At 34.4% G+C, this 17579-nt stretch carries 18 protein-coding genes and 1 riboswitch; of the genes, 3 read left to right on the top strand and 15 right to left on the bottom strand.

Features of this window, described 5'->3' with window-relative positions; genetic code table 11:
- Positions 1 to 56: 56 nt before the first annotated feature.
- The 4 genes from RTL21_RS06520 to RTL21_RS06505 form a co-directional block, all read right to left on the bottom strand.
- Positions 57 to 1769 carry a glycosyl hydrolase family 18 protein gene (locus tag RTL21_RS06520; RefSeq protein WP_312094535.1) on the bottom strand — a complete coding sequence of 571 codons (1713 nt, stop codon included), beginning with the start codon at positions 1767 to 1769 and terminating at the stop codon, positions 57 to 59.
- Between the two features lie 193 nt (positions 1770 to 1962).
- On the bottom strand, positions 1963 to 2376 hold the full coding sequence (locus tag RTL21_RS06515) for a GNAT family N-acetyltransferase (protein WP_312094533.1): 414 nt from the start codon (positions 2374 to 2376) through the stop codon (positions 1963 to 1965).
- Positions 2377 to 2567: 191 nt separating this feature from the next.
- On the bottom strand, positions 2568 to 3152 hold the full coding sequence (gene thiT, locus RTL21_RS06510) for an energy-coupled thiamine transporter ThiT (protein ID WP_312094531.1): 585 nt from the start codon (positions 3150 to 3152) through the stop codon (positions 2568 to 2570).
- Between the two features lie 70 nt (positions 3153 to 3222).
- A riboswitch (TPP riboswitch) is annotated at positions 3223 to 3321 on the bottom strand.
- A gap of 132 nt (positions 3322 to 3453) precedes the next feature.
- The gene (locus RTL21_RS06505) at positions 3454 to 4926 is read right to left on the bottom strand and encodes an aminotransferase class V-fold PLP-dependent enzyme (protein ID WP_312094529.1); all 1473 of its coding nucleotides are present in this window, start codon (positions 4924 to 4926) and stop codon (positions 3454 to 3456) included.
- A 109-nt stretch (positions 4927 to 5035) separates the two neighbouring features.
- Between RTL21_RS06505 and RTL21_RS06500 the strand changes: the two genes are divergently transcribed.
- The gene (locus tag RTL21_RS06500; RefSeq protein WP_312094527.1) at positions 5036 to 5983 is read left to right on the top strand and encodes a tyrosine-type recombinase/integrase; all 948 of its coding nucleotides are present in this window, start codon (positions 5036 to 5038) and stop codon (positions 5981 to 5983) included.
- Between the two features lie 53 nt (positions 5984 to 6036).
- Here RTL21_RS06500 and spoIIP read toward each other — a convergent pair whose 3' ends face one another.
- The 6 genes from spoIIP to RTL21_RS06470 form a co-directional block, all read right to left on the bottom strand.
- On the bottom strand, positions 6037 to 7176 hold the full coding sequence (gene spoIIP, locus RTL21_RS06495; protein ID WP_312094525.1) for a stage II sporulation protein P: 1140 nt from the start codon (positions 7174 to 7176) through the stop codon (positions 6037 to 6039).
- Positions 7177 to 7522: 346 nt separating this feature from the next.
- Positions 7523 to 7942 (bottom strand): 3-hydroxyacyl-ACP dehydratase FabZ, encoded by a 420-nt coding sequence (gene fabZ, locus RTL21_RS06490; protein ID WP_312094523.1) that lies wholly within the window; start codon positions 7940 to 7942, stop codon positions 7523 to 7525.
- A complete protein-coding gene (locus tag RTL21_RS06485; RefSeq protein ID WP_312094521.1) occupies positions 7939 to 8544 on the bottom strand; it encodes a lysophospholipid acyltransferase family protein in 606 nt (201 codons plus the stop codon). Before RTL21_RS06485 ends, fabZ begins: the two co-directional genes overlap by 4 nt.
- A gap of 342 nt (positions 8545 to 8886) precedes the next feature.
- Positions 8887 to 9759, bottom strand: coding sequence for an HAD family hydrolase (locus RTL21_RS06480; RefSeq protein ID WP_312094519.1), 873 nt, complete (start codon positions 9757 to 9759; stop codon positions 8887 to 8889).
- Positions 9756 to 10529 (bottom strand): DeoR/GlpR family DNA-binding transcription regulator, encoded by a 774-nt coding sequence (locus RTL21_RS06475; protein WP_312094517.1) that lies wholly within the window; start codon positions 10527 to 10529, stop codon positions 9756 to 9758. The genes RTL21_RS06480 and RTL21_RS06475 overlap by 4 nt, the downstream gene beginning before the upstream one ends.
- A 147-nt stretch (positions 10530 to 10676) precedes the next feature.
- On the bottom strand, positions 10677 to 11444 hold the full coding sequence (locus RTL21_RS06470; RefSeq protein WP_312094515.1) for an alpha/beta hydrolase family protein: 768 nt from the start codon (positions 11442 to 11444) through the stop codon (positions 10677 to 10679).
- 219 nt (positions 11445 to 11663) lie between these two features.
- On the opposite strand from RTL21_RS06470, the gene RTL21_RS06465 reads away from it, so the two are divergent.
- On the top strand, positions 11664 to 12455 hold the full coding sequence (locus RTL21_RS06465) for a histidinol-phosphatase HisJ family protein (protein ID WP_312094513.1): 792 nt from the start codon (positions 11664 to 11666) through the stop codon (positions 12453 to 12455).
- A 118-nt stretch (positions 12456 to 12573) separates the two neighbouring features.
- On the opposite strand, the gene manA is transcribed toward RTL21_RS06465, so the two are convergent.
- From manA to RTL21_RS06440, 5 genes are all read right to left on the bottom strand, one after another.
- A complete protein-coding gene (gene manA, locus RTL21_RS06460; protein ID WP_312094511.1) occupies positions 12574 to 13518 on the bottom strand; it encodes a mannose-6-phosphate isomerase, class I in 945 nt (314 codons plus the stop codon).
- 218 nt (positions 13519 to 13736) lie between these two features.
- On the bottom strand, positions 13737 to 14960 hold the full coding sequence (locus RTL21_RS06455; RefSeq protein ID WP_312094509.1) for an MFS transporter: 1224 nt from the start codon (positions 14958 to 14960) through the stop codon (positions 13737 to 13739).
- Entirely contained in the window at positions 14957 to 15391 is a 435-nt protein-coding gene (locus RTL21_RS06450) for a MarR family winged helix-turn-helix transcriptional regulator (protein ID WP_312094507.1), read from the bottom strand. Before RTL21_RS06450 ends, RTL21_RS06455 begins: the two co-directional genes overlap by 4 nt.
- Positions 15392 to 15540: 149 nt before the next feature.
- Positions 15541 to 16260, bottom strand: a complete 720-nt coding sequence (locus tag RTL21_RS06445; RefSeq protein ID WP_312094505.1) for an MOSC domain-containing protein — start codon at positions 16258 to 16260, stop codon at positions 15541 to 15543.
- Positions 16261 to 16344: 84 nt separating this feature from the next.
- Positions 16345 to 16677: a DUF3889 domain-containing protein gene (locus RTL21_RS06440; RefSeq protein WP_312094503.1), complete on the bottom strand. Its 333-nt coding sequence runs from the start codon at positions 16675 to 16677 to the stop codon at positions 16345 to 16347.
- A 150-nt stretch (positions 16678 to 16827) separates the two neighbouring features.
- Between RTL21_RS06440 and RTL21_RS06435 the strand changes: the two genes are divergently transcribed.
- The gene (locus RTL21_RS06435) at positions 16828 to 17439 is read left to right on the top strand and encodes a biotin transporter BioY (RefSeq protein WP_312094501.1); all 612 of its coding nucleotides are present in this window, start codon (positions 16828 to 16830) and stop codon (positions 17437 to 17439) included.
- Positions 17440 to 17579: the final 140 nt, after the last annotated feature.

The following is a 17579-nucleotide window of genomic DNA, read 5'->3' as shown; positions in this document are numbered from 1 at the left end:
AGAGATTGTTCATCTTTACAGATTGGCTATTTACTTTTGTCCCAGTCTCTTCATATTTATTGTTCCTTCTTCTCTAACGATAATGCTGACCATGCTGTGTCACTGGCAAAGGTACGCGACCAGCTTGCAAGACCAGCTAAGTTATACTTTTCGACTAATTCGGCTCTTTTTGCCAAGGATAATTCATCCTCTAGCCAAATTTTATACGTTGATTTCGTTTCTTTATCAAAATATTCCCCGTAGTTTTGACCGCTAACTTCATCATAGGTTGGTGTAACTTTATGCTCTTTTAGCCATTCCTCAACATTTGCCATGGAAAGGGACTTAGAAGAAATTTCTCCATTTTCTTTCTCTTCCCATAATCGTGCATATAATGGTACCCCTAAAACGAGCTTATCACTTGGTACAATATCAAGTAAGGTTTCTAAATTCGCCTCCACCCAAGGGAAACTCGCTACACTTCCAGCAATCGGACTTGTTGCCCAATGCTCATCATATGCCATCACGACAAGATAATCAACAATTTCTGCCAAATGATCTCGTTGTAAGAATGCTGAATAATTACCGCCAGCTATAAATGTAATATCCATTGAAACCGTAATGCCCGCCTCATGTAAATATGGCGTTGCTTCTCTTACAAACTGTGTTACATACTTCCCATCTTCCTCGCGAACATTCTCAATATCGATGTTTATGCCATCTAACTTATACATATCACTATATACTAACAACTGCCTGATAACCGTTTGTCTCTTTTGGTAATCTTTTAATACTTCATGCGTTTTATCCGGATCAAAATCATTGGAGAACAATCCCCACACTTGATATCCCTGTTTATGCGCCCAATCCACATAAGCAGTTGACCCTAAATTCGTTACCTTTCCATCATTTCCAGAAAGCTTAAACCATGTTGGAGAAACAACATTTACTCCATTCATTTTTGGTATGGTAGATGTATCTGGATTACTAGAATACACCGCTTCCCACGTTAATTGAATAGGTCCATCGATTTTATTCAGTTTAGGTTCCTTCTCTTCCAATTTTACTTGAACAACCTCTGATTTTCCTTTTTCCACGTATTTCTTTTTCACAAAACCAGCGATTCCGTTCTCTTTTCTTACAAAATAAAAATCTTCTACCTCTTTTTCAATTGTTACATGCTCACCAGGAGCTAACTCTTCTGTATAAGGGGAAGATATTGCTGCCTCAGAACGCAATCTTGTGAAATCCTTCCTTACCTTCTTAGAAGTAAATGTTCCATCTGCCCTTTCTTGTCCACTCTCTTCTAGAAGTACAATTTGTTCCTCTTCTAAAATGGTATATTTAATTGGATAAAACTGAGCTAATGGATCAAGCGCAACATATATCGTCCCGTCCTCATCTTTTAAAGGATGAAAAGACAGTTCCGTATTTTTATCATTTACATAGTACGAAACAGAATCAGTTGGAAATTGAATAACCTTATCATCTGTTGTGACGATAACGGAATTGCTGTTCGTATCATAAGTAATGCTTTCATCTATTTTTTCCTGCCAAATGTTTAATGGTAAATACACAGTACCTTTGTCAAAAATGGCATTTCCAATTTGTTCTCCATTAAGGAAAACTGGATTTTCACCTTGAAAGTAAGTTACTTTCTCTTTATTACCAAACGGAAAAAAAATCAGTAGAATTGTCATACTAATCACTAATAATGCAGCTAGGATAAGACCAACCATTATTTTTCTATTTGTTGGTTTTTTCTGATACGAAAAATTTATTTCTGTCATTTGAACCTCCTTGAAGTAATTCTTGCGAAGTTATGCTACTAGAATAATAGACGTTATGCAAACATTCCTAGTTTCATATTACCATAAATTTCGACAAAAAAAGAACCATCCAGTATTTACAGATGGCTTCTTCAACTAATATTTAAGACTGATTGCTTTTCATAATATTTATTCTTCAAATGGAGTAAACTCACTATTCAACGAAAGTCTTTCTAAATCCATAAAAAGGACGAAATCCTTGATTTTCATAATAGGAATGAGAGGTACTCGAAGCAAGCATTTCTACTCTCGTTGTTGGAAATAAACAGTGTACATAGTATAGAAGATTATGCCCCAGACCTATTCCTCTGTATGCTTGATCGATTAGTAATTCACAAATATATAATGTAATCGAATGATCGGTCATTCCTCTGATATAGCCGATTGTTTGATTATCTAACGTTGCGACATAAGCAATGTTAGAATGTCTCCAAGCGGCTTTTGTCCCTTCTTTTTTCTCTACTAAGTTAGTCCATTGTTCTTGTTCATTTAATGCGTGAATCGATGGAAAGTCAGCTTCTTTATAGGAACGAATCTCAATTTCTATCTCATTTTTTAAGATAAGCATGCTTCTTGACCTTCTTCCTGTTAATTTCTATTCATTTAAGTGATGAATGAGAGAATAATCCTTATTAAAATGATTGTATCATCCATCTATAACATTTCACTATTATGTTGTATAAAACAAAAGACGCTCCTAACGGAACGCCTTTTTTTACAATTTTATTGGTTTTCGTTTTTATTAAAATGCAATACTTTCTAATTTTTAGAAACGCCATTTGATGGTCTATCAAGTACGATACGAGGAGCGGAAATTAATAAAAGAACAAGGACGATTGAACATAGAATAGTGGCTCCTAAGTAAGAACCACCGTTTACTATCAAGGAATTGATAAACGGTGACATTCCTTCAGGTGCATAGCTTGCCCAAATAGTTACTCCTGCGATGAAATGCCAAATATAACGTGTGAAACCACCAACTATTACCGCTAAAATAATTAGGCCAGTTGCTAATCCTTTTTGTTTCTTCTTTAAAGTATTTTGAATAGCTGAAGCAAATAAACCAGCAAATCCAATACATGCAAAAGCAAATAAATACTCTAGAATAACCTGCCAAAAGGTTAATGCCTGCAGGTCACCAACAACAATCTGTAAAACACCCCATAAGAAACCTGCAATTGTGCTTGCTTTAAATCCCCAGCGAAAAGCAACGATAAAAATAGGTACCATTGCAAAAGAAATGGATGTGTTAAAAACCGGAATAGATGGCAATAAATCTAAGATAAGTGCAATCGCAGCCATAATCGCCACTTCGATCATGACAACTAATTTCATATTTTTCATAAAAAAATCTCCTTTTTCTGCAGACCAAAAGGAGAACTTACGCGCGAAATGAATCATATAGTTATTACTATCTTAATTCTTCCCACATTCCTTCGCTAGTATTAACTAACAGGTTCGAAGGGTCAGATCAATGGATCACTCTCAGCATTACGCTCCCCTTGTGGTTTGCTTATTATCAAATTAAAGTCATTATAGCATAAATCATTCCGATAATATGCATTTTTTCTTAAATACAGAATTTTTCATTACTTTTATATAGAGAAGCAGAAACCTGCACTGGATTAATAAGTATGCGTTACATTCAAAAAAACTCCTCTAAATCTATTTCTTCTCTTCTAACCAAATGATATTCACAACTTGACGGCTTACTTACATAATCTCTTTTCCATTCTCCATGATAGATTAAAATCTTTTTGATTGCAGCTACAATATAATAGATGTCTTCATTACTCATCGTAGGATGAAGGGAAATCCGTACCCAACCTGGTTTATGCGAAAAAATCCCTTCTTGAATTTCTTTGCTTAATTCCTTTGATTGTTCCTTCGAAATAGGAAGTAAATAATGTCCATATGGTCCAGCGCATGAACATCCTCCTCTCACTTGAATACCAAATCGATCATTAAGTAGCTGCACAACTAAGTCATAATGGACATCTTCACAAATAATCGAAATTATTCCTAATCTATCTACATTTTCCTCTTCAAGAATCCGAACTTCGTTTATTTTTTTCAGCTCTGTCATTGCTAGTTCAACTAATTCCTTCTCTCTTTGTTCTATTTTATCAATACCCATTTCTTCTTTTAGTTGAATGCAAAGGGCTGCTTTAATTGCCTGTAGAAATCCTGGAGTCCCTCCATCTTCTCTTTCCTCTTCATCTTTTTTATATAGAATATCCCCCCATTCATTCGTGAAATCCACTGTCCCTCCCCCAGGATGATCTGGTGTATTCGAATATAGGAGATCCTTTGCCATTACCAATACGCCACTAGTACCAGGACCACCTAGAAATTTATGTGGGGAGAAATAAATAGCATCTAAACTTTCGTCGATATTATCAGGATGCATATTAATCGCTACATAAGGTGCTGATGCTGCGAAATCGACAAAGCAATATCCTTTATGCTGGTGCATGATTTTAGCAAGCTGATGATAATTTGTTTTTCTACCTGTTACATTGGAACAAGCAGTAAATGCTCCAATTTTTATTGGGATGTCCTTATATTTTTCAAGCATGGACTCTAAATAATCTATATCTACATCACCTGTTTTATTCGGCTTAATCATGATTACTTCTGCGTTTGTCTCAAGCCAAGATAAATAATTGGAGTGATGCTCCATATGTGTGACAAAAACCACCGCTATTTTTTCCTTTATATAACATGAATTCTTTAACCCTATTAATCTCTGCAATTTATTTACAACTCCAGTCATGCCAAAACCATCAAACAAGATAATATCGTTTTGACCAGCATGAACATGGTTTTTAATGATTCGTTTTGCTTCCTTATATGCTTTTGTCATATAAGTCCCTGTAATATTCGATTCAGTATGAGTATTAGCAACATACGGACCTAATTTATGAATAATCTTCTCTTCAATATTCTTATATAATCTGCCACTTGCTGTCCAATCAGCATACAGCAGCTTTTGTACTCCATAAGGTGTAGAAAAGGTGAAATTATTTCCGATAATATTGTTCTTTATTTTTGAAAAATAATGCTCCAATTCAGTATTATAATGGTATAAAGATTCACCAACTTTAATTCTGATCAATTTAAATAGCCCCTTTCTCTCTCCTACTTTAACCTATGTTAAAATAAGAAGAGAGGTTATTGCATTTCGAATTGTTTGAAAAAAATTCATAAGAAGGATGGAACACAAAATGATGATTACCTTACCTGATTATGCACTTGATTATATGGACAATTTAATCCAAACTGGACGAAGTAAACTAACATTAAAGCAGTATGAATCGGATTTAAAGAAATTTTTTAGCTGGCTAGCTGTTTATAAAGAAAACACAAGATTCGAAACGGTTAAGGCGTTACGTGCAGAGGATATCCGCGCCTATTTTCAATACTTAAAGGAAAAGCAATTATCTCAAGCTACGATTCGCCGTCTAGCATCTGTGCTGAGCCGATTAATGATTTACCATCAATGTGTTTGTGCACATGAAATTCATAAACTAGCTGAAGCTTCCCCATTGCGTTCCCTAACTACAAAAGATTTTATTACTCTAGAAGAATTTAATAAATTATCACGGCAGCTCTTAACGAAAGATTTGGAAGTAACAAAAAAATCAGCTCGAAATTATCTGCTGACAAGAAATTGGACAATCGTAGCATTATTAAGAACCTTTGGCCTAACACCTTTCGATATACATAGCATCATGATGAAGGATTTAAACCTTGCACAAGGAGAGCTTATGCTTACTAGAGATAAAGCTCCGTTAACCCTTCAACTTCCCCATGACATAATGGCAAAATTGCGAGATTACTATTTTTCCATACCTGAATCGTTTCGCCCAAAATATTATTCAAATGATCCCGTTTTTGTCGCTTTCAACAATATTTCTTATTCTTTCCAATTTGATTATGATCGTCAAAAACCAAAAGCCCTATCTGTCCGCGCCATTCAAGAAATGATTAAAGACGAAGTAAGAAGAACAGGATTACGGAAAATTTCTGCTGTTAATTTTCGAAATGCAGCTATATTAGAGGAACTAGCAGCCGGCACAAGCGATGAAAAAGTGATGGAACAATTTCATTTAACAAGTGAAGCGGCGTTACGCAGGTATAAACAATATTTACAGGCTGAAAGCAAAGGGTAAATGTATTAAAAAAGAGATGGACCTCTAATTTATCTGGTCCATCTCTTATTAATTTATTGTTGTGTTGCGTCGTTTTCTTCCCAGTATACTTTGCTGAAAACTTCTGCAAATGCCTCCATGCTCCGATTTAATTCTGCTTGAGTATTATCTATTCCCCCTACTTCTAAAAGAATAGCGCGATCTGAGAAGTTTTGGTTATAAATACCATTACCTTCATCTTGTCCTTTTAAGCCTACTCCCCGCGTTATACCTGGATACTTCTTTTTCAGTTCATCATTAAGCTTTTTAGCGAATTCCAGATTCTTTTCATACCCTTTATGCTCTTTACCAATGATAAAGAACAATCTTGCATAGCTCTTTCCATCTATTGTAGCCGTCGTTGTCTTTTTTCTTGCAGCATCACGATGAATATCAATTAAGTAGTTTAAATGTTTATTTTCACTGACCGCAGCTTCGACCACTTCTTTTGAAACCGTATAGGACGAAGCATAGGTCCAACTTCTGTCTAATAGCTTTTGATTAATATTTGTCTTATCTAATTGAACGCCTATGCCTTCTGCTTGCAATAGATTACTTAGTTTATTACTCAAGCCAACCACATTTGCCCGTTCGTCTGAGCTTACTGCTTCATTTTCGTTTGCATTCTTTAATAGTGGTAAATAGGCTTCTAGATTATGCGTATTGTAAACCAATACCGTTTTATTTTTAGGAGTTGTCACTGGTGCCTTATTCTCTGGCGGCTTTTCTTCTTTCTCTACTTTTTCCTCGTCCACTTCTTTTGGATTTTTCATTAGCTCTTCAGAGGGAGTAGATTCAAACGGGAGAGTAGCAATGGTTGTCCCTTCTTCGGCAACAACAATCTCCGTATGAAAATAGGTTAATGCAGGTAATTCTCTTCCTAACAGAGTTCTCGTATCATCTAACCGTATATTGGTTGCAATTTGGAACAGAATATTGCCAAGAGAAAGTCCTTTCCCATCTGCTTTTGGAAAAAGATGATTTTCACTATGAAAAATATCGGTATAAATATCCGTTGTATTCACTGATTTTAAAATACTGGCAACGTTATCAGAAGTCAATTTGAAGGAAAAAATAGAGGTCGTGATTCCCCCAATAAGGATAAACATTAGGATGATTCCTAATATTGTCGTATTCAAATATTGGATTAATGTACGTGTTTTGGAGGTTTGCATAATAGGTACATCCCCTTTCTCCATACAGATATATGCCTAGTTACTAGAAAATAGTCTTGTAATCTATGAAATATTTGATAGGGAAATGTAATTTTAATTTAGGGAATGTTTGAAGATTTTATAAATATTTTGAGTGCGTAAAATTCTTAAAATTACGCTTTTTTCATTTGTTTTCTTATGCCATTTTATGCAGTTATCCATAAAAACTGGTTCCTTCCATTCCCCTTTCGTTTTAATATAATTTTCAAAACCAATAATCTTTCTGAAAACATTTGAATAAAAAAGGTAGCTGAATTCAAAGTGTTTATCCTTTAATTTCAGCTACCTTTATGTTCACTCTACTTTTTTACTGGAACGAAAATAGAAATTCCGCTTCGCAAATCAATTCTCCAGCAACAGTTGCTTTTCCTTTTGCTTTGGCAAAGCTAGTTTTTACCTTTTCTACCATCACTTCCATACACAATTCATCACCTGGAAAAACAGGTTTTCGAATTCTTGAATGGTTGATACCGGCTAAAAGGGCGAATTTATTGTTATGCTTTTCTTCGCTATGAATGGCAACTGCTGAAACTTGCGCAATTGCTTCTATAATAAGAACGCCTGGCATGATGGGATTATTTGGGTTTTGCCCCGTTGCAAATGTATCTTCCTTATTAATTTGCTTAACACCTACAGCCATTTTTCCTTCTTTTAACTCTAATATTTCATCTACTAGAGGCAGAGGATACCGACTTAGTATATCCTTCACTTTCTGTAGATTCATCATTTCTTACCGCCTCTTTTATCTAATTCAGTTTGTAATTTTGCCATAACATCACTTAATTCCGTTGTAATATCGGCTGGATCTTTCTTTGTACCATCATCATTTTTTAAAGAAATAGGATCACCAAATATGACATGAATTTTCTTTCCACTTAATAGTCCTTTTAAATCCGTTGGTCCACTATAGGCAGCTGGAACAATCGGCACTCTTGCCAAATTCGCAATAGTAGCCGCACCTTTTTTTAAGGGTACATCCTCAGAAGTTCTTGTTCCACTAGGAAAAATTCCAACAACTTTCTTTTCCTTTAATAGTTTAACTGGCGTCTTAATACTGCTTGGTCCTGGATTTTCTCTATCAACTGGAAAGGCATTAATGCTATGCATGAATTTTGCTACATTCGGTTTAGCAAACAGCTCTTTCTTAGCCATAAAATGAATTTCCTTTGGTAACATGGCAGTTCCAAGTGCCACTACATCAACCCATCCAATATGCGAACAAGCAACAACATATCCTGTATCCTTCGGTAATTTATCTTTATTAATTACCTTCGTTCTCCCAAAAGTTTTTAATACTACATTCGCAAATCTACTCGTAAATGCATACATTCTTCTTTCTCCTTTATGTACAAAATAACTTAAATTATGTGAAATTTCTTATATGTAAGATTTTTATAAAGACGTAACGCTTATTCAAAACAACACTGATAAAAACCATTATTTTATATAAATAATACTATCTACTATTAGTAGTAGATACTATATTTTTTTACTACCTACTTATTATATCTCATTATTGCTAAAAAAAATAGTGTCTATGCATTCGGATAGCTGCTATCTATATTGTAATAAATCATTTGTCAATAAATGTTTTTTCGTTTCATAAATGGCTAGCTGTCTAATGAATTCAACAAAAAAGAAGAAGGACATACCTTCTTCTTTTTTGTTGAATTATATAGCAACCGAAGCTAAAACAAGTCGCGAGATTGTATTTGCTACACCATGCTGATCATTCGTTTCTGCAATTTCTATCGCTGCATTTTTCACATCTTCTCTTGCATTTCCCATAGCAACTGGATATCCTACTTTTTCTAACATGGAAAGATCATTCATACTATCACCCATTGCTAATATAGCTTTTAATTCTATGCCTAAATGATTTGCTAGTTTTACGAGTGCGTTTCCTTTAGAAGCCTCTTTATGTTCAAATTCAAAATTATAGGTACCGGATGTAACAAGTGTAATAGATGAATCGCATCTAAATGTTTCCCAGCCGGCATCTAACTTCTGTTTATCATAGGAAAAGGCTAAAATATTGTATACATTAATAGCTGGATTTTCTATTTCCTTATAGCTATCAATAAAAGAAAAACCTGTTTGCGAAAATTGGATTACCGCATGTTTCTCAAGGTCCGCTCTATTAATATCCGGATTAGCAGTACATAAACGATCAAGCTCTATTTCAATTAATTGTCTCCCTCGTTGTGGAGAGTATAAATAATTATCACTGAAAATCTCATAATAGTAATCTCTTTCTTCTAACCATTGAAGAAGCTTCATCGCTTTTTGTTTATCCATAGGAAGATGATCAAATCGGTTGCCATCTGGGTCATGAATCGTTGCTCCATTGGCTCCAATCACCCATGTTTTTAAACCAGTATCTTTAAAAATGTCGATAACATCTGGATAGTTTCGTCCTGTAGCTACAATAACTTCTACGCCTTTTTCTTGTGCTTTTTTCAAGCTGGCTAGGTTCTGTTCGCTTATCTTACTCTCATGGTTTAAAAGTGTCCCATCTAAATCTGTCACGATACATGTAATCATACTTCTCCATCCCTTCTGTTTGCTACTAATAATTCCACACCATTTTCCTTTAATAATTGAATAAATGAATCTTCTGGCTCTTTATCTGTGATAAAAAGATCGATATCAGAAAGCTCGGCAAATTGATAAAAATCGGTAATACCAATTTTGCTAATATCTCCTACGACAATGACTTGCTTTGCTTGCTGCATCATCTTCTTTTTGACAGCTCCATCTTCTTCATCTACAATTGTCAGTCCTTTTTCCGAAATCCCAACAATTCCGATAAAAACTTTGTCTACATAATATTTATCCAATCTTTGGATAACCGAATTACCGTATAAATAGCGATGTTCTTTCTGCATTACTCCACCTAATAAGTGAATTTTCGGCAATTGCTTATCGGATAGAATATCTGCCAAATTAATAGAATTCGTAATGACTGTACATTCTTGGTCAATATAATTTCCCATTGCCTGAACTGTCGTAGAGGCATCCAAAATAATATGGTCATTCTCTTGCACGAAAGAAGCAGCAATTTTGCCAATCGCTTTTTTGTCTTCTGAAACTGCTTTTAAACGATTATGGTAATTGTCAACTTTCCGATGAATTTTCGGTAATAATGCACCACCTCTTGTTCGAATAATCGCCTGTTCCTCTTCCAGCTTCACTAAATCTCGTCTAGCCGTATCTCGAGATACCTGAAAGAGTGTACAAATTTCCTCAACTGTGATTTTTTCATGTTTGTTTAAATATTTGACAATGTCTAATAACCTTTGCTCTTGTGCCATTTTACCTCCTTAAGTAATTTCTTCTCCTTTTATCATAAGTCATTTACTTATTTATTTCCACAAATATAAGTAATTTTAAGTAAAATAATTATTTTCATTTAAAAAAATACGCAAATGGATGCTAATACAACCCATTTGCGTATTTTTTTATTTACTTTCTAACCATTGAATCGTACCGCTTATTAATTCATTAAACTGACTAGCTGATGAAAAAGTGTGTTTCCCATTTTCGATAAGTAGCACTTCCACCGACCCCATTTCTCGCTGTAAATAATTATTTTTGTACTCATTCATATAGTGATAGGGTATATCTTGATCTGCTGAACCATGTGCTAATAGGACATCACCAGAAAAATAGTGGCAAATTTCTAACGGATGATATTCAGCTAATGATTCGAAATATGTTTGATAAAAGGAATAACCATTAAAATCAACCACTTCTTTTTCTGCTAACTCGCTCAACCTATCGGCACCAAATATTCTTCTAATATCAAATGCTGGATTCCCGACAGCAGCCCACTGAATTAAACGACTAACTCGAGAATCATTAATGGCAGTACATAATGCGACAGCTCCGCCTAGACTATGTCCGAGTAAAATAAGTTCTTTTATCGAAATTTCCTCATATGCAAATTGAATAATTGCTTCTGTTTGTTCTATTAAATCGGACAATCGATTACTACCATATTCACCACTAGATTCTCCACACCCTTTATAATCAAAACGAATCACTAAATAACCTTTTTCGGTAAGTAAATTACTTGTCTTTACAAATAAGCGATCTACACCAACTCTACTGCCAATTAATCCATGACAAATAATCACGGTCTTATATTCGTTATATTCTTCTTTAGGATAATCAATAGAAAGTACGATATTCTCATCTTTCCATTTGATCGTCTTCACCTCAGTCATTTCCGGTCCCCCCTAATTACGGTTAATAATTATTTATTATACATTATTCCTACCTGTTTAGTAAGTTTAAATTATTAATTTTCTGAATTCTTTTTCATCATAATAGGATGTTCTAATTATGACTAGTTGTGATTTTAAAAATATGAATATGATAAAATAGCTATAGCAAAAAAATAGCTACTGCCCAAATAAAATAGTCGTCATAAAAAGGAGCTTCTTATGTATTATATTGATTATCATCACCACTCCAATCATTCATTTGATTCGAAAGCAATAATGAAGGATATTTGCGAAAATGCAATAAGTAAGGGTGTAAATGAAGTTTGTTTTACAGAACATTTTTCAGTAAATCCAAATGCACCAACCTATGGTCATATGAATTGGACAAACTATCTAGCCGATATCCAAAAATGTCAGGTTGTTTATAAAGATCAACTTTTAATAAAGTTAGGGATTGAATTATGTGAACCACATCTAATGCGGGAACAATATAAAGCCGCTTTATCCACTATTCCATTTGATTTTATTCTCGGTTCTGTTCATAATCTTGATGGAATCACCCTTCGAAAATATATGAATTCACACCTAGATGAGGATATTTATCTTACCTATTTTAAAGAAGTGCACGAATTAGTTACCTATGCAGATATCGATGTCCTTGCTCACTTTGACTTAATGAAACGGTACGCCCATACTACAAGAGGACTTTATGTCTTTTCAGACTATCAAGACATCATTACTTCCATATTAAAAACAGCCATTAAGAGAGACATTGGATTAGAAATCAATACTTCAGGTTGGCGAACAAGCTTGAATGAATCATTGCCTTTTATAGACGTTTTAAAACGTTATCGAGAATTAGGTGGAGAAATATTAACAATTGGTTCAGATTCCCATAAGAAAGAAGATGTTGGCGCAGGGTTCATACAGGCTCTTAATCTTGCGAAAAAAGCTGGCTTTACTGCTTATTATATATTTGAAAAAAGAATACCAATTCGTATAGATATGTAGAATAATTGCTGATTGCTTATTCTTATAAATTATATCAACTTGTAATAGATTCTAAAATCATCAGAAAAGAAGAGTGTCCGATTAGACACTCTTCCTGTTTAAATGTAATAGACTTCGATTAAATATAGGAAACAATAATCTCTGCTTTCCCCTTTAATTCAAAATTACCAAATTTATTTGGAAGCAAGAAATGATCGCCTTTTTGGAATGCAAATTCTTCTCCGTTCTTATCAAGAGAACCATCTCCCTCGATTACGCTGCATAATAAGAAAGCTTGATTTTGCTCTCTTACTGTCTTTCCATCTAATACCCATTTTTCTACTGTAAAATAGTCACATTTAACAAAGTTCGTAATCTCTATCTCCCCTTGTTGTTCAACAGATGGCGAAGTCGCTGCTAATTGATGAGGAACGGTCGTAACATTAATTGATTGCTCAATATGTAATTCCCTTGTATTGCCTTCGCTATCACGACGATCATAATCGTATACACGATAAGTTGTATCGGAATTTTGTTGGGTTTCAAGAATGATAATTCCTTCTCCAATTGCGTGAATCGTTCCACTCGGTACGAAGAAGAAATCGCCTTTCTTCACAGGAACTTTGTTTAGTAACTCATCCCATCTATTTTCAGCAATCATTGCTGTTAATTCTTCTTTTGTACTAGCGTGATGGCCAAAAATGATTTCAGCCCCATCTTGACAATCAATGATATACCAGCACTCTGTTTTGCCAAGTTCTCCATTTTCATTAACTTTAGCATAGTCATCATTTGGATGAACTTGTACAGATAAATCCTGATTAGCATCTAATATTTTCGTTAATAACGGAAAACGATCGCCTTCCATATTCCCAAAAAGCTCACGATGATTTTCCCATAATTCCTCTAAATTTTTGCCCGCTAACGGTCCGTTTTTGACCATACTCTGTCCGTGTGGATGCGCGGAAAAAGCCCAACATTCGCCTGTTGTTTCGCTCGGTATTTCATAACCAAAGCTACGTAGCGCTGTACCGCCCCAAATTCTATCTTTAAATACTGGCTTAAAAAATAATGGTTCGTTCATATCGATAATAGAACTCCTTCTTTACAATATTTACTAGACTATTCTATCATATTCTTTAGAAAAACGGTTTTGATTTTCAAAAATAGAAAATAAAAGAAAAAGTGTAGAAGCTTCCTCACTTTCAAGATTAATCAAAGCAAGGAATGCATTTTTTCTAAGTTACAAAAATAAGGCTCTCCTTTATAAACATTATTGTTTCTTAGGAGAGCCTTATTTTTTTAAGCGCCTGTATTTAATTGTTCTTTCTTGGTTACTATTATTTCTTTTCTGATTAATTTACCATGCAAATAGTAATAAACAGCAATACCAATTAAAATATATATACTACTAAACGAATAAAAAGCATTAAGACCGATTGCATCCCCAATAATTCCTACTATATAGGAACCAAAACCAATCCCTATATCAAAAATAGATAAGAATGTTGCCGTTGCAAGCCCTCTTCTATGTGGAGCTGCTTTTTGAATAGCAATCGTTTGAAGACATGGAAACATGGATCCGTATCCTAAGCCAATTAATGCAGCTGAAAGTAAAAACATCCATTCAGATTGAGCCATTCCAAGCAAAATCATTCCAGCAGAAAATAATACGATACATGGATAAACAATTTTATTTGCGCCATAACGGTCGAACCATTTACCAGCAATAGGTCTAGCCATCAGCATAAAGATCGCATATACAACAAAGAAATACCCAGAAACACTAATAAATCCTTTATTTTCAGCATACACGGAAACAAAGGAAAGAATAGATGAATAGACAATTCCAAACATTGCTGCGACTATACTAATTTTCACTGCCGTATTTTCAAAAATTTGATTAAATTGAAATCCTTTTTTCCCAGGTCCCTCTATTTCCACCTTTTCTAGTTCTGCACCAGTTTCAATTTTCATAAATCCACCTGTTAAAATGGCTAAAAATGCAAAAATAATCGCTAGAATAAATAGAGTTGAAGTTCCCCATGAATTAATAGCTTGAAGGCCAATAAATGGACCGATAACCATTGCTAGATTCATGCTCATTGAATAATACCCCATGCCTTCTCCTCTTCTGGAGCTTGGCAGAATATCAGCAACAATTGTCCCTGTTGCTGTTGTTGCCATCCCAAACCCAATCCCGTGCAAAGCACGAACAATAAGTAAACCACTTAGAGAATCAGTAAATAAGTAAAAGATGGATGCCACTAAGAAAATAAGTAAGGATGTTAGAAAAATTGCCTTTTTCCCAACCTTTTGCATTAAATTACCGGCGACAGGTCGTATAAGAATAGCTGTAATAATGAAAACAGTAACGATTAAGCCTGCTGTTGACTGTTTTACGTTTAATTCTCGAATCGCGTAAATTGGTAATGAAACTAATAAAAAATAAAACGTTATAAATAAAAAAAAGTTACTTATCCATATTTGAATAAATCCCTTTGTCCATAAGGCTTCTTTATTCACTTTTTTTCCTCCTTGATTGCTAATGAATGGGACCACCTAGAAATGATTTGTTGTAAATATTCCCATGATTCAACTGGTAATTGTGCAAGCAACTCCTGATTTGCTTGTAAAACAACCTCTTCCCATTTTGCGTATTCTTGTAATGCTAAATCTGTTAGAAACACTTTATTTGTGCGTCTGTCTTCTCCTTTCACTTGGAGAACATATTTTTTTTCCACGAGCTTTTTAACCGTGCGTGTAACAGGAGGAGCTTCTATGGATAAATACTCGGCAATTTCCTTTTGTGCAAGAGGTCCTCTTTCTTTTAATACAAACAATATTGCCCATTCTGAACTATAAATATCGAATGGCTCTAACGCTATATTTAACTGTTTTGTAAATTGTCGCGCGAGCTGCTGGATAGAATGGAATAAGTCATGAGTTGTGTTCATCGCTTTCTCCGATCCGCATATTAATTACCTAGGTAACTATATCATATTTTAACAGTTGTAAGCAATCCCCTTATTAATCAAACGTTTGATTAATTTAGATAAAAAAACTGCAGACATTGTCTACAGTAAATTTTACATCCTTATTTTCCTTATAAGATAGTAATTTGATCTCCAACATAAATGGTTCCAGTCTGGATAACACGAGCATAGAAACCAAATTGATTGTTTCGTTCTTTTACGATCTGTTTTAATAGCTTAGGCTGTCTCTTACCCGTATTCGGATCAACCGTTATTATCACGCATCTTTCACAGTACTTTGTTATTTCAATAATTACCTCCAACCCTACTTTTAGCCGTTTCCCGATTAAATCTTGTTCCTTTATTCCACTATCTTGCAGATCATAAACAATATTCCCTCTAAATCTTCGCTCATCGATTGGTTCACCATATGATGAAGATAATTCTGATAGTGCTTTTGTTGAGATTATCAGAATATTGTCTACTTCAATAGCTGGAAACGGTACATGGGTAGTGGAATATGTAATTGTCTCTAACGTTCGATTTGTTTCCTTTTCCAGCCTCTTCCGTAATGCTTGATCCTCCCAATTGTATTGTGCTCCATCACTTGCTGAAACCTTTATTTTCGGAAAAGCATCTAACGACTCTTCTCCTAAAAATTGTGCTTTGTACGTTACCATTTCAGGAAATTGAGTAATCGTTAAATGCTTATCTTTATTAGTCTTATCAACAAAAGCATGACTTCTATCCCCATAGATGCCGTATGACATAATCTGTGCTTTTAAAACATTTTCCCCTGTAAAAGATTTTACAGGATAGCGCATGATTTTTTGTATATTGCCAATATTCATTACTCGTTCCCTCCCTTTCACTTTCTTTCATTAAAACAAAAAAACTCTCTAAAACCAATTACTTTTTAGAGAGTTTTTTGAAAATTATGGTTTTGTTTCCTGCATATCAACAGATATCAGACGTTCTGTTCTCGTATCAAAGGTTAAGTTTACAAAGACACCAATTTCCTTTTGATCGTTTTTTACAATAAGCTTAAACTTTTCCACCGATGTTCCTTTTTTATCTTCCTTGCCAACATGCAGATAATCAGTAACTTCACTATTAGGATATTTTTCTTGTGCTTTTATCATGGCAATTCTGCCCCATTTCACATAAGAAGGTAACCCTTCAGCCTCCGCGTGTATAGGAAGGTATACCTGCATAAAGAATAAACTAATTAACAAGACTCTTATGAATGGAAACTTTATTTTTTTCATGCAAACATCTCCTTTCATCCTACTTTTAGTATGAACATCCTATTAGAAATTATGTAAAATTAATATGTTAACTAAAAATTATTCAAGTTGACATATTCTTATTTGAAAAGTATATTTAATAAGGGAAATATCTTAAAAGGAGTGACAAATTTGAAACAGTGGAAGACGATTGAAATAACGATGATTGCATTATTTGTTGCTTTAATGGCAGTTGGTGCAAATATTACAAGTTTTCTTGTAATTGGAGGTGTTCCAGTAACACTGCAGACATTTTTCGCCATTCTTGCTGGTCTACTGCTTGGCAAAAGATTAGGAAGTGTTGCTATGTTTGTTTATATGCTCGTCGGTCTTATTGGAATTCCTATTTTTGCTGGAGTATCTGGAGGTCTCATCATTATTACAAAGCCGTCTTTTGGGTTTATATTATCTTTTATTATTACGGCATTTATCGTTGGCTTAATAGCTGAGAAAAAACAAACGATTCCAACCTTTATTTTCACTGCATTTATTGGATTAATAATCAATTACATAATTGGAACAACTTGGATGTATATGGCTTATAAAACATGGTACGCCGCTCCAGATGGCTTTACCTATCAACTATTATGGAGTTGGATGGCCCTACCGCTTATAAAGGATATTATCCTGACTTTTATCGCCGGGACTGTTGGCTATCGATTATATAAATCAGTTATTAAGAAAAGCTCTCTTCAAGTACATTGGAGTTCTCATTCCTCCCATAAAAAAACAAGACCCTTGTGAAAGGGTCTTGTTTTTTTAATCGATTACTTTCTATGTTTTTCGTCATTTAATGACTTATTTATTAAAAATCCTGTCTGATTCTGCGCTTTCCCGAGAAATACTTCTTTATTTCCATTCCCTTATTTTCAAAGAATCAAACC

It is taken from the genome of Niallia sp., from assembly GCF_031978665.1.
GTDB lineage: Bacteria > Bacillota > Bacilli > Bacillales > Cytobacillaceae > Niallia.
Note: the sequence above shows the minus strand (reverse complement) of the source record. Positions and strands in the feature narration are given on the sequence as shown.